This window comes from Mycobacterium sp. NGS69, from assembly GCF_059812165.1.
The window spans coordinates 925,881-938,655 of record NZ_JCALCD010000001.1 but is presented as its reverse complement, the minus strand read 5'-3'; the positions used below and the strand labels follow the sequence as shown (position 1 = coordinate 938,655).

The following is a 12,775-nucleotide window of genomic DNA, read 5'->3' as shown; positions in this document are numbered from 1 at the left end:
TACGTATTGCCATGTTGTTGCGCATCTGTGGCACGGATGTGTCCGTAACCCCTTGGCGTTCCGCCATTTACACGGCGCCGGGGCTTTGTCGCTCGGCTGATATTTCCCGGCCCCTGTCGGGAAAGGTAATTAAGACGGACGGTCGCGGGCAACCCGACGGGCCGGGTGCATATCGAACCCAAATCTTTGCCACGCATTTGCACCGCTGAAAGTGGCGGCGCCCATTGGCCCTCCGCCCGGCGTTCGGCGGCCGTACCAGCGCCTCACCGAACGGCCTGTGAACTGCGTAACACCGACTTGGTTTCGCCCGCGGTGAGTGAGTACTCTCTCACCGTGCAACCTTCCGGACGTGACCGGCTGTTGGGCGAAGCGCTGAGGCTGTTTGCCGACAAGGGCTACGCCGCGACGTCGGTCGCCGACATCCAGCGGGCGTCGGGCCTGGCGCCGGGGTCGGGCGCGCTCTACAAGCACTTCGGCTCCAAGCGCGAGCTGCTGGAGGCCGCCGTAGCGCACCGGATCGACAGCATCGTGGCCGCCCGGGAGCAGTACGACGCCGGAGAGCCGGCCAGTGTGGAACAGGCGGTGCGCACCGCGGGCCAGCTGATCTGGAGCAACCTCAAACAGAGCGAGGACCTACTCAAGGTCATGCTTCGCGAGCCCGACGCGCTCGGCGATCTCGACGAGAAGACCTGGCAAGTCATCACCGACAACGCCTATCAGCGGTTCACCGACGAACTTGCCGCGTTGAATCGCGCCGGCCGCAACGAGATACCCGATCCCGCGGCGACAGCGGCCGTGGCGATCGGGGCGTTGTCCTACGCCGCGACGCTGCAGGCGCTGACCGGACGCCTGCCGGGCAATATCGCCGAAGACCGCTACATCGAGGCGTGGGTGGACCAGACGCTCAGCGTCCTCAAGCAATATCGCAGGCCCAAGAACGACTGACCACCAACCTATTTCAGGAGCAAACCCGTGACATTCTCACTGCAATTGAGCGACGACGTGATCGAGGTGCGCGATTGGGTGCACAAGTTTGCGGCCGAAGTGATCCGCCCCGCCGCGTCGGAATGGGACGAGCGGGAGGAAACCCCGTGGCCCGTGATCCAGGAGGCCGCGAAGGTCGGACTGTACTCCCCGGACTTCTTCGCACAGCAGGCGGCCGAGCCGACGGGCCTGGGCTTTCTCACCACGTTCGAGGAGATGTTTTGGGGTGACGCCGGCATCGCGCTGTCCATCCTGGGTACCGGCTTGGCCGCGGCGGCGTTGGCGGGCAACGGAACTCCCGAACAGCTGGGCCGCTGGCTTCCCGAGATGTTCGGTACGCCCGAGGAGCCCAAACTCGGCGCGTTCTGTTCCTCGGAGCCCGACGCGGGATCCGACGTCGGCGCCATCCGCACCCGCGCACGCTACGATGAGCCGGCCGGCGAATGGGTCCTCAACGGCACCAAGACATGGGCGACCAACGGGGGCATCGCCAACGTGCACATCGTGGTGGCCTCGGTCTATCCCGAGCTCGGCACCCGCGGCCAGGCCACCTTCGTCATCCCGCCGGACACCCACGGCCTGACGCAGGGCCAGAAGTTCAAGAAGCACGGGATCCGTGCGTCGCACACCGCCGAGGTGGTGCTGGACAACGTCCGGCTGCCCGAGGACACGATTCTCGGCGGACGGGAGAAGTTCGAGGAGCGCATCGCCCGGGTCAAGGCCGGGGCCTCGTCGCGCGGGCAGGCCGCGATGAAGACCTTCGAGCGCACCCGGCCCACGGTCGGCGCGATGGCCGTCGGGGTGGCCCGGGCCGCGTATGAATACGCCCTCGAATACGCCTGCCAGCGCGAGCAATTCGGTCACAAGATCGGCGAGTTCCAGGCGATCGCGTTCAAGCTGGCGGACATGAAGAGCCGCATCGACGCGGCGCGGATGCTGGTGTGGCGGGCCGGCTGGATGGCACGCAACAACCAGAGCTTCGACTCGGCGGAGGGCTCCATGGCCAAGCTGGTCGCCAGCGAGACCGCGGTCTACGTCACCGACGAGGCCATCCAGATCCTGGGTGGCAACGGCTACACCCGCGACTACCCCGTCGAGCGGATGCACCGCGACGCCAAGATCTTCACCATCTTCGAGGGAACGAGCGAGATTCAGCGCCTGGTCATCTCGCGGGCGCTGACCGGGCTGCAGATTCGATAGCCCGGCGGCTGGGACATGATGTCGGGATGACCACCGACATCCGTGTCCTCGACGGCGAGGACGATCTCGTCGCCGCGATCAACGTGTTTCGCGCCGCCATGGTCGGGTTTCCCCCGCTGGCTAATCTGGCCCCCGGCCAGATCACCGAGCTGCTCGATCCGGGGCGCACGATCGGCGCTTTCGTCGGAGGGCAACTCGTCGGCACCGCCGACGCGGTGACGAGCGGGCTGACGCTTCCCGGCGGGGCGATCGTGGGCCATGCCGCCGTGACCCACATCGGGGTGCTGCCGTCGTTCACGCGACAGGGCATCGCGACGGACCTGATGCGCCATCAGTTGCGCGACATCGCCGAGCGGGGTGAGACGGTCGCGACACTGCGCGCCTCAGAGGCGACCATCTACGAGCGGTACGGCTACGGTGTGGCGAGTTCAGCGCAGACCGTGGAGGTCCAGACCGCGCGGGCGGCCCTGCGTCCGGACGTCGGCGCCGGCGGTCCGGTGCGACTGCTGGAGCTGGGCGAAGCCTGGGACGTCCTGCCCCGGATCTACGCCGAGAACCGTCCGTCCCGCCCGGGAACCATCGACCGCCCGCAAGTGTGGTGGCGGGGCGTGCGGATGCGTGCCGAGTCATCACAGGGACCGGCGTATGTCGCGGTGCACGGTGCACCGGGGTCCGAGTCCGGGTTCGCTCGCTACCGCCCCATCGACACCGAGAATTGGTTCGTCAGCGACCAACGCACCATCGCGGTCGAGGACTTCTTCGCGCCCACCATCCAGGCCTACGTCGGGCTGCTGCGATTCCTGCTCGGGCTCGATCTCATTGACCGCGTGGTGTTCTGGATGCTGCCCGTCGACGATCCGCTGCCCTGGCTGCTCGTCGATCGGCGGGCCGCGCGGGTGAGCGCGGTGCACGACGAAACGTGGTTGCGCGTCGTCGACGCGCGAAAGGCGTTGGCGGCACGGGGATACGCCGGGGACGGGGCGGTGACCATCGCGATCGACGACCCGCTCCTGCCGGACAATACGGCCAGGTTCACCGTCAGCGCGGACGGCGCCGAACCGACGGACCGGCCCGCCCAGCTGCACGCCGGCGTCGAAGCGCTGGGTGCGGCGCTACTCGGCGGCGCGACCTGGCACGGCCTGGCCGTCGCCGGGCTGGCCCGCGCCGACGATCCGGCGACGCTCGGCCGCGCCGATCGGCTGTTCGCGGTACCGGACGCACCGTACGCAGGGTTCTACTTCTAGCGATGATCGTCCTTACGCGCTCTTCGTCGAAATCGACGGCAGCGCACTAAATTACGCCCCGAAGGCTAGTTGCGCCGCCGTGACGTCAGCCGTGTGGCGCCTCGGAGATCTTCGTGTCCGGCTTGCCGAGGGTTTGGCAGTAGGTCAGCGCGGAGAGCCGGGTCGCGGTGATCTCGGCATTGGTCGGATCAGTCCCGTTCTTGTCCTTGAGCATCTTGCTGACTTCGTCGCTCTGCTTCTTTTCGTCCTGCCCGGTGAAGTCCTTGCACTTCGTGTCGCCACCCGTGTTGACGATCTGCGAGGCCGAACACGCGCCGGACAGCAGCGCGGCCAACGCGATCGCGGCCGCTGCGGTTTGCTTGATCATTTGCCCTCCTTGATCCGCGTTGTGCTGTCTGTTCACCAAACCGACCGGTTTCAAACCTCGCTGCGATTTGCGCTGAGGGGCCGTGTGTTTGCTTGTGCCGAAGCGGGAATACCTGCTCAGGCCGCTGCGTCTTATTGGCGTCCGCGCACAGACCCCGGGGAGGGCAACAGTCATGTCGAATGCGTCGACCGGCATCATGCGCGGGACGCAACCGACGCCGACCAAGGTGGAAGCCGGCGGGAATCGGGCGGTGTTCGCCAGCGTGCTGGCGCTGTTGTTGTCGACGGGATGGGTCGCCAACCACTTCGTCGCGTTGATGCCGTCGATCAGCGACCGTCAACACCTCGGCACCGCCCGCCTGGACGCCATATTCGGGATCTACGCGCTGGGACTGTTGCCCGGACTGCTTTTCGGCGGGCGCGCCTCGGATGCGCTCGGGCGCCAATCGGTGGCGCTGGCGGGCTCCACGACCGCTCTGGTGGGCACGTTGGCGATGCTGGTCTCGCAGCAGCCCGACGTCTTGCTGGCGGGACGGTTCGTCGTCGGCCTCGGTGTCGGCCTCTTGATGAGCTCCTGCACCGCATGGGCCTCCGATCTGAGGGGTCCCGCCGGTGCGGCCGCGGCTGGTGCGGTGTTGCTCGCCGGGTTCGCGGTCGGCCCATTCGCTGCGGGCTTGATCGCGCGGGCCGGCCAACTCGGCGTCCGGGTGTCGTTCGGTCTCGCCGCCGCCCTTGTCGTAGCGGCGATGATTCTTTCGGTCTTGGCGGTGCGGAGCGGTGACGAGACGGCGCGGGCGACCTGGCAACGCTGGGAGCCGCCGGTGGGGGCGCGGCGGGGAACCGCGTGGGCACTGAGTTGGGCCATGCCGCTCGCGCCATGGGTGTTCGCCTCGGCGACTTTGGGATTCATCACCATTCCCAGCCGCGTGCACACCGGGCTCGCGGCTCCGATGGCCGCGGGAACCGCCACGCTGATAGTCAACGGCGTCAGCGGGCTCATCCAGATTCTGGCCCGCGCGCTTCGCTGGGGACCACACGCCGGCACCGCCGGCGCGGTGCTGGCCGCGCTCGGCTACGCGGCGACCGCGGTGGCCCCGCCCACCATGTCGGTGGCGCTGGGCCTGCCGCTGTTCCTGATCCTGGGATGCGCGTCCGGCCTGTGCTTGCGCGAGGGCTTGATCGATCTGGAAGCCGCGGCGCCCCAGCGACTGCGCGGCGCGTTGGTCGGCGTCTTCTACGTGCTGACGTACGTCGGCTTCGGCCTGCCACTGGTATTGGCCACCGCCGGGTCCGCGGTCTCGGCGACGATCCTGGCCGTCATGTCGGCGTTGGCGTTGGCGACGGCGGTGAGTCGCGCGGTGCGGCTGCGACGGGATCGCCATCGCCAGGGTTGATTCAATTACGCCGCAACGACTTTGGGTCGCGCGTCGACAACGCTCAACCCGGCTAACCGCCGCCACGAACGAATTGCGTTGCGGGTGACCTCCACGATGCGGGCGGCTCCACCGTCCGCGTTCGCCAGTCTGTGCGCCTTGAGCGCATTGCCGGCCACGGCATCCAGCGTGTCCCAGTCGTCGGCCTCAACGAACGCTATGGACTGACAGGCGGCCCGCACCGCATACCTCTCGGCGGTCACGGGCGTGGTAGTTACCGCGCGCGCGGCACGGGCGGCGCCGTCCCATTCGGCGATCGGCGGCATCGCGCCCGGGGCGAGCCGGCGATGCAGTTCGGCGATGTCGGTGATGGCGCTGGCCGCCGCGTCGCCGGCGTATCGAATCACGCCCCACGGGGGGCTGACCAACAGCTTGGCCACCCACGGGTGCACGACCGTGTCGGCGACGTCGGCGGTGCCGACCGTCAGCCACCCCAACTCGAGCACCAGCAGGCTGTCGTCGGGCGACAGATAGCCGTCGGGCCCGGCAAGCAGGTCGTTGCACGACTGGACGAAGGCGGCCAGTGGCCGGGCCGAGGTCGCCGGGAAGTCGGTGATCCGCTCGTCGCCGTTGATGTATGAAATCACGTTCATTGCACAGCCTTTGCCCGATCCGGGCCAATGCGATCCTCTGGCCAACCTCAGCGGGTGGGTGATTCGGTCGAGGTCCATTTTGCTCGCTCCCTGCGCTTCGCCGACGCGATAGGACACATGCTATGGCAAGCGAAGCCCTGGCAGGTCGCGACGTGACGAGCGTTTGCGGTTAGAGCAGTCCGCGCAGCGTCTCGATCAGCTGGATCCGCTCCCGGGGTGTGCCCGCCATCGGCGCGACGTTCAGCGTGGTTACGCCCGCCTCACGGAACGCCGCGAGGCGTTCCTTGACGAACTCGCGCGTACCGATCAAGTTGACGTCCCGCACGAGGTCGTCGGGCACCACCTTCGCCGCGGCGTCCTTGTCGCCGGCCAGGTAGAGCTCTTGGATCCGGTCCGCTTGGGGGCCGTAACCGTACTTGGTGGCGAGGGTGTGATAGAAGTTCTTGCCCTTGGCGCCCATCCCCCCGATGTAGAGCGCCAGGTGCGGTTTGACGAATTCGCGCAGTGGCTCGACGTTTTCGCCGATGGCCAGGGCCGGTCCGGCGTACACGTCGAGTTGACCCAACGACGGGTCGCGCTTGGCCTGGCCGGCGGCCAGCGCCTCTCCCCACACGTCGCGCGCCTTCTCGGGCAGATAAAAAATCGGTTGCCAGCCCTCGGCGATTTCGGCGGCCAGCTCGACGTTCTTGGGTCCCAGCGCGGCGACCAGGATCGGGATGCGCTCTCGGACAGGCTTGTTGATGAGCTTCAGCGGCTTCCCTAATCCGCTACCCTGCCCGTGGGGCAGCGGGATCGTGTAGTACTTGCCGCTGTGTTGCAGGGTCTCGCGCCGCCACACCTGGCGACAGATCTCGATGACTTCGCGGGTGCGCGCAATCGGGGCGTCGTATGGCACACCGTGGAAACCCTCGATGACCTGAGGGCCGGAGGCGCCCAGCCCCAGCGTGAACCGGCCGTCCGAGACGTAGTCGAGGCCCGCCGCGGTCATCGCGGTCAGCGTGGGCGTCCGCGTGTAGAGCTGCAGGATCCCCGACGCCAGCTCAACCCGTTCGGTGCTGGCCGCCAGATAGCCCAGCGCGCTGACCGCGTCGAACGAATACGCTTCGGGGACAAAGACAATGTCCAGTCCTGCGCGCTCCAGGTCGGCCACTTCCGCGGCGACCTCCTTGAACCCGCCGGCGTAGTTGATCCCCAATCCGATCCGCACGATCCGCTACCCCTGCGCCGTCGCGAACTGGTTGGCCAGTTCGACGGCCTCTTGCTGGATCCGATCGAACTGCGCGCCCATCGCCTCGGACAGGGCCTTCGCTCCCGACAGCGGCCGCACCATCACCATGAACTCGTCGATCAGCCCGTCTTCGTTGAAGTGGAGGAAGTCGCAACCGGTGACCTTCACGCCCGGCACCCCGGCAATCCCGGTCTCGAACACGAGCGCGTGGTCGCGCCCGTTGCCGTCGGCGATTTCACGAACATAGTGGAAGTCCTCGAAGATCCGCAGCACACCGCGCAGAATCGCCGCCGTTATGGGCTTGCCGACGTAGGGCTTGAACGCCACCGGGCTGGTGAACACCACGGTGTCGGCCAGCATCGCCTGAATGGCCGCCTCGTCGCGCTCCTCGACCGCCTTACGAAAGGGATGCTTTGAATTCACGCGGCACCTCGGATAGTCAATTTGTTGAATAGGCCTGCTCGACGCTAGGGCCTGCCGGGCTGTCTGTCGATGTGCGATTAGTCACTTTGTTGATTATTCGCATCGTTACACTGTCAGGCGTGTCCCTGCGCGATGCGGTGTTGGCCGCGCTCCTCGAGGGCGAGGCCTCCGGGTACGACCTGGCCAAGGGCTTCGACGCCTCGGTGGCCAACTTCTGGATGGCCACCCCGCAGCAGCTGTATCGAGAACTCGACCGGCTCGCCGAGCAGGGGCTCATCCAGGCACGCGTCGTGCAGCAAGATCGGCGGCCCAACAAGCGCATGTTCTCCCTGACCGAGGCGGGCCACGAAGCAATCCGGCAGTTCACCGCGCGGGCGCCCAAGCCTTCCGCGATCCGCGACGAGCTCGCGGTCAAGGTCATGGCCGTCGACGCCGGCGACGCGCAGGCCGTCCGCGACTTCATGGTGCAACGTGTGCAATGGGCAAAGACCAAATTGCAACGCTACGAACGGACGCGGGCCCGCATGCTCGACGGCCGCAGCGAGGCCGAATACCTGGCCCAGGCGGAACGGGTGGGCCCCTACCTGACGTTGCTGCGTGGAATCTCGTTCGAACAGGAGAACATTCGCTGGGGCGAACGCGCCGTGGCGATCATCGAACGGCGCCTACCCGCCGCATCCGACCGATGAGGCTAGCCGTTCTCAGCCTGCACGGTGTCGCCGGGCTGCTGCGCACCGACAAGTTCGTCCACACCGACCTCTGGGACATTGCCCTCGGCCGGCGGCGGGCCCGCGGTTAGCGCGTCGCCGGGCTGCTGCGCACCGACCAGCTCCTCGAGCCCTACCTCGGGAACGTTCCCGTCGCCGTTGGGCCCCCCGTGCTTGGCCGACTTCTTTTTCGGCGGTTTCGACGGCGCCGGCGCGGCCTTCCGACGGGAAGGCCGGTGACCGTTGTGCGCCAGCCCGACGGACTCGCTGACCATTTCGATGGCCTTCTCGGTGTAGACGCGATAGCCGAAGTTCGGTAGGTAGCCATGGATTTCGGGGGTGTCGAGATCGCGCATGAACTGCAGGATCTCCCGGCTGAAGACCTGGCCGGGCACCAGGACCGGAAACCCTGGCGGGTACGGCGTCACGTAGGTCGCCGACACGATGCCGACTCCCGCGTCCAAGCGTTCGTCGATCTGCTCGCCGCTGAGGTATTCGCAGTTGGTGTCGTCGTAGGAGAGATAGAACGCCCGGCGGACATCGCCTTCCGGTGTCGGCTCGCTGCCGCTGTGGTCCAGAAACGCCGGGTGGAATCCGCTGAAATCGGGCAGCGGCAAAGACATTTCGGTGAGCCGATAGACGGCCTTCGCGAAGTGCTCGCGCTCGCCGAGGCTCATCTCGGAGATGTCCTGGTCCAACTCGCGGGCGATGTTGACGAGCACTTCCACCAGGAACGCCACCGAGCTGCGCGTGGTGCCGATATTGGTCATGAACAGCACGCTGTTGCGCGACGTCTTGTTGATCTGGATCCCGTAGCGGTCCATCAGCTGCTGGCGCTTGAAGGTGTCTCCGTCGTATCCGGTGGGGCCGATGAACAATGTGATCCGCGACGGATCGAGGACGAACTCGTCCTGATCCCAGGCGGCCATCATGTTGCGCAAGCCGGAACGCAGGGGCTGGGCGATGGCCGACGGCCGGAAGTCCTCGGGGATCAAATCGGAGGTCCGCAAGCACCGCATGTACTTGCTGAGCAGGGGGTGGTTGTCGATCGCGTCGCGCAGCTGCATCGCGTTTTCGATCTGCCGCTGCACCAGTTCCACACCTTCCAGCGCCACCTGCCGGCGGCCGAGATCCAGCGACGCGAGGATCTGGTAGTTGGGCGAGGTGGAGGTGTGCGCCATGTAGGCCTCGTGGAACGGCTCCGCCACCTTCTGGTCATAGTCCTGGTCGAAGACGTGGATCATCGATCCCTGTCGCAGCGCGGTCAGCGTCTTGTGCGTCGATTGGGTGGCGTACACCCGCACCCGGGCCCGCGCCGGGTCCGGAATGAGGCGGCGCTCCAGCAGGTCGTCGTCGCTGGGCGCGTCCGTCGCCAGGGACTCCTCGAAGCGGCGCTTATAGTCGGGGTCGGCCAGCCGCTCCCGCAGCGCCCGCGCCGCCGCCATGGCGGTGCGCGTCCGATACACGGGGTGGAACCGGGCGAACGCGAACCATGCCTCGTCCCATAGGAATACGAGGTCGGACTTGATGGCCAGGCACTCCTCCATGACCCGCTCGACGTCGTAGACGATCCCGTCGAAGGTGCAGTTCGTCAGCGACATCATCTTGACCCGGTCGAGCTTGCCGGCGCGCTTCAGGGCCAGCAGTTTCGACTTGATCTCGCGCAGCGGAACCGCGCCGTACATCGAGTAGTCGTTGAGCGGATAAGCCTCGAGGTAAACGACATTCGCGCCGGCAAGCATCATCCCGTAGTGATGGGACTGGTGGCAGTTGCGGTCCAGCAGCACGATGTCGCCGGGCGCCACCAACGCCTGCGTGACGATCTTGTTCGCCGTCGAGGTTCCGTTGGTGACGAAGTAGGTGTGGCGCGACCCGTACGCCTGCGCCGCGAGCTGCTGGGACTCGCGCAGCGGGCCGGTCGGCTCGAGCAGCGAGTCCAGACCGCCACACGTAGCCGAGGTCTCGGCCATGAACACGTCCAGGCCGTAAAAGCCCACCATGTCCCTGATCCAGTGCGAGTTGACGATCGACTTGCCCTGCGAAATCGGCAGGGCGTGAAAGACACCCGTGGGCCGGTGGCTGTACTGCTTGAGCGCGCTGAAGAACGGGGTGCGGTAGCGCGCCGCCACCCCCTGCAGGATCGACAGGTGCAGCTCGAGCATGCCTTCCCGAGCGTGAAACACCCGGCGGAAGTACTGGCCCAGCCGGCCCGCGATGTCCTCCACCTCTATCTCGGTCATGAGGTACAGGTCGAGCTCGGGCCGCAACTTCGCCAGGGACACCGCGAGGATCTGCGCGCGTTCCTCGGGTGACTGGTGATCCGCCAGCTCGTGCGACACTCCGGTGTCGACGAACTCCGCCAGGGCCGACAGGTCCCGGGTTGACTGGTGTGAGAAGCGCCGCCGGATCACCACCGCCTGCAGGTTGACGTTCAGCCGGGCCGCGATGAGCGCCTCGTCTCCGCTGGACACGACCACCAGTTCGTAGACGAATTCGTCATCGGGGCGCCGCCATTTGCGGACCTCGTTGCGCAGCGCCCGTTCCTGGTCCTCTGTCATCTTCTCGACGACGAGCACCTCGAAATAGGGACGGTCGCGCTGGCTCGCCGGCTGATGTTCGACGAGCTGGCGCGGATCGGACGGGAACATGTCGAGGTCGTCGGTTCCGGCGTTCTCCACATCGCCCGTGCGGTACGACTCCGTGGTCAGCGCGCGGTTGATCTGCACCAGTGCCTGCGCGAACTTGTCATAGCTGCCCGCCGCGAAAAGCCTTTGCACTCGCGCGAATTGCGGCGACCCGGGATAAGCCCAGTAGGGCTCGAGAGTGCTTAGCCGCGTGAGCAATTCCTGGCAGGTGTTGATGCACTTCGTCTTGAGCGCGCCCTCGGTAGTCGGGCGGGTGAGCCGATCGGCGGCCTCCTCCAATCGGCACCACGAGTCGCTGCGGACCTGCCAGAGACTGTTGTAAGCGCGCAAGTGTTCCGTCATGGTCGCCCTTCTCAAGAGGTATGGCGACTTCTCCGTCCCGGAGCGTCGGTCAAGGTTTGCAGACCGAGCCCGCCCGCCGGTTGCCTGCAGGCAAACACTGCGCGTCCGTCGAGTGACAGCACCCGGAGACAACGGTTACGGACTTTTCGACCACGCACGTCTACCGACTCCGCCATCTGTTTTAGGCGCGCGGCCCAACGGGTAGGCCTCAGGCGTCAATTCAGACGACCTGAGGAGGCGCGCAATGGCCACGGGGGAGGCCGGCTTCGACGACGCAGCGTCTGAAGCTACCGGTAACGACCGAATCGAGGACGTCACGCCCGGCGACGTCATCGGCGTCGACCGCGGCGCCGGCGAACAGCCGTACAAGGTGGTGTTCAAAGACTTCGCCGACGGCCGCCATCTCGTCACGCTCGAGGGCGCCGGCGAAACGTTCGAGATCGACCTCGCGCCCGGCACGCCGGTCAAGAGGTCCCTCGCGGCGAAATGGGAATCGGGCCAAAGTCCGACACCGCACTCGGACGGCTGACCGAACCGTTAGGCAGCCGCCGTGGCGGCCGTGCACACGAGCGTCACCTCGGAGTGGAGGTGACCGCAGGCGGCGCATCGCACCTCGTACTCGAGCTTGTTGTCGGCGAGCTCAAGAAATTGGTACTCGGCCCACGCCGCGCACCGCGGGCATCGCGCACGTCCACGTTCCACCGCCATCAGAATCGTCACCCCCGCACTCGCCCCACAACCTCAGAGGGACATACCCATTCGGGAATCGACCGAATCACCGGCTAGCTGGCACAAGGCGCTGGCGCCTATTTCCAGGCGAACACCGGCTGTTCCAACTCGTCGACCGGGTCGTCGCGACCTTCCAGGCCCAGCCACCGCAGCTGCAGCAGCACGGCGCCGGTCGGCGCGTGAATCAGGTCGTTCCCCAACGGAATTTGCACGACCGGTCGCGGGCTCTCGGGAATGCTGATGAACCGGGGCGAATCGTCACGCTGCAGTTGGTGCAGGCCCACCCGGTACACCGCCAGCACCTCGTCGGGCGCCGGCCGGGGGTCGAGTCGTCCCCCTCCCCAGATCACCACCGGGGTGATCACGTAGCCCGACCGAGTCGGGTAGTCGTCGAGTAAACCCACCACGGCCGATTCGCGCAGCTCGATGCCAACCTCCTCGCGCAATTCCCGCAACGCCGCATCGACGGCCGTTTCACCCGGGTCGACCCGGCCACCGGGCAGCGCCCACTGCGCGGCATGAGAACTGAGGCGAGATGCCCTGCGGCACAGCAGGAAAGCGGCACCCCCGGACACGTCGACCATGCGTCCGTCGAGGTCGGTCTCCAGAGCCGGGCCCGCGGCGATCCAGTCGTCCAGCGGCGCCGGATCTACCCTGTCCTCCCCGGCCTCCGAGTTGACCAAGACCACCGCGACGGCCGCGTGCCGCTTCGTCGGGTCGGTGACCGTGCGCCGGTCATGGGCGGCCAAGTGTGAGCGGATCCGCTCGCGCAGGGCTTCGTCATAGGAGATCGTCACTGCTCGAGCCTAAGCAGCGGCCGGTTGATCTATGGTTCGGCATGGAACACGATGACTCGCAGGGCTTAGCGGGTGAAGGCGAGG

The 12,775-nt window shown here is 66.8% G+C and carries 12 protein-coding genes; 6 read left to right on the top strand and 6 right to left on the bottom strand.

The window, feature by feature from the left end:
- The first annotated feature begins 333 nt into the window (after positions 1 to 333).
- Genes AC5Y2S_RS04830 through AC5Y2S_RS04820 form a run of 3 tightly spaced genes read left to right on the top strand, consistent with a single transcriptional unit; the run spans position 334 to position 3,428 of the window.
- Entirely contained in the window at positions 334 to 945 is a 612-nt protein-coding gene (locus tag AC5Y2S_RS04830) for a TetR/AcrR family transcriptional regulator (RefSeq protein ID WP_499954161.1), read from the top strand.
- A 27-nt stretch (positions 946 to 972) separates the two neighbouring features.
- Positions 973 to 2,184, top strand: coding sequence for an acyl-CoA dehydrogenase family protein (locus AC5Y2S_RS04825; protein WP_499954159.1), 1,212 nt, complete (start codon positions 973 to 975; stop codon positions 2,182 to 2,184).
- 26 nt (positions 2,185 to 2,210) lie between these two features.
- Entirely contained in the window at positions 2,211 to 3,428 is a 1,218-nt protein-coding gene (locus AC5Y2S_RS04820; protein ID WP_499954157.1) for a GNAT family N-acetyltransferase, read from the top strand.
- An 85-nt stretch (positions 3,429 to 3,513) separates the two neighbouring features.
- On the opposite strand, the gene AC5Y2S_RS04815 is transcribed toward AC5Y2S_RS04820, so the two are convergent.
- The gene (locus AC5Y2S_RS04815; protein WP_499905590.1) at positions 3,514 to 3,795 is read right to left on the bottom strand and encodes a hypothetical protein; all 282 of its coding nucleotides are present in this window, start codon (positions 3,793 to 3,795) and stop codon (positions 3,514 to 3,516) included.
- A 196-nt stretch (positions 3,796 to 3,991) separates the two neighbouring features.
- Here AC5Y2S_RS04815 and AC5Y2S_RS04810 point away from each other — a divergent pair, with 196 nt between their 5' ends.
- Positions 3,992 to 5,188 (top strand): MFS transporter, encoded by a 1,197-nt coding sequence (locus tag AC5Y2S_RS04810; RefSeq protein WP_499954386.1) that lies wholly within the window; start codon positions 3,992 to 3,994, stop codon positions 5,186 to 5,188.
- Positions 5,189 to 5,193: 5 nt separating this feature from the next.
- On the opposite strand, the gene AC5Y2S_RS04805 is transcribed toward AC5Y2S_RS04810, so the two are convergent.
- The 3 genes from AC5Y2S_RS04805 to AC5Y2S_RS04795 all read right to left on the bottom strand — a co-directional run bounded on the left by AC5Y2S_RS04805 (position 5,194) and on the right by AC5Y2S_RS04795 (position 7,471).
- A complete protein-coding gene (locus AC5Y2S_RS04805) occupies positions 5,194 to 5,820 on the bottom strand; it encodes a hypothetical protein (RefSeq protein WP_499954155.1) in 627 nt (208 codons plus the stop codon).
- Between the two features lie 169 nt (positions 5,821 to 5,989).
- The gene (locus tag AC5Y2S_RS04800) at positions 5,990 to 7,027 is read right to left on the bottom strand and encodes an LLM class F420-dependent oxidoreductase (RefSeq protein ID WP_499954153.1); all 1,038 of its coding nucleotides are present in this window, start codon (positions 7,025 to 7,027) and stop codon (positions 5,990 to 5,992) included.
- A gap of 6 nt (positions 7,028 to 7,033) precedes the next feature.
- Positions 7,034 to 7,471, bottom strand: coding sequence for a nuclear transport factor 2 family protein (locus AC5Y2S_RS04795; RefSeq protein ID WP_499954151.1), 438 nt, complete (start codon positions 7,469 to 7,471; stop codon positions 7,034 to 7,036).
- Positions 7,472 to 7,590: 119 nt separating this feature from the next.
- Between AC5Y2S_RS04795 and AC5Y2S_RS04790 the strand changes: the two genes are divergently transcribed.
- Entirely contained in the window at positions 7,591 to 8,160 is a 570-nt protein-coding gene (locus tag AC5Y2S_RS04790) for a PadR family transcriptional regulator (protein WP_499954149.1), read from the top strand.
- Between the two features lie 2 nt (positions 8,161 to 8,162).
- On the opposite strand, the gene AC5Y2S_RS04785 is transcribed toward AC5Y2S_RS04790, so the two are convergent.
- Complete coding sequence (locus AC5Y2S_RS04785) at positions 8,163 to 11,165, bottom strand: aminotransferase class I/II-fold pyridoxal phosphate-dependent enzyme (protein ID WP_499954147.1); 3,003 nt, start codon at positions 11,163 to 11,165, stop codon at positions 8,163 to 8,165.
- Between the two features lie 244 nt (positions 11,166 to 11,409).
- Here AC5Y2S_RS04785 and AC5Y2S_RS04780 point away from each other — a divergent pair, with 244 nt between their 5' ends.
- The gene (locus AC5Y2S_RS04780; protein ID WP_499954145.1) at positions 11,410 to 11,694 is read left to right on the top strand and encodes a hypothetical protein; all 285 of its coding nucleotides are present in this window, start codon (positions 11,410 to 11,412) and stop codon (positions 11,692 to 11,694) included.
- Between the two features lie 277 nt (positions 11,695 to 11,971).
- Here the strand turns inward: AC5Y2S_RS04780 and AC5Y2S_RS04775 are convergent, their stop codons facing one another.
- Positions 11,972 to 12,691, bottom strand: a complete 720-nt coding sequence (locus AC5Y2S_RS04775) for an NUDIX hydrolase (protein WP_499954143.1) — start codon at positions 12,689 to 12,691, stop codon at positions 11,972 to 11,974.
- Positions 12,692 to 12,775 lie beyond the last annotated feature (84 nt).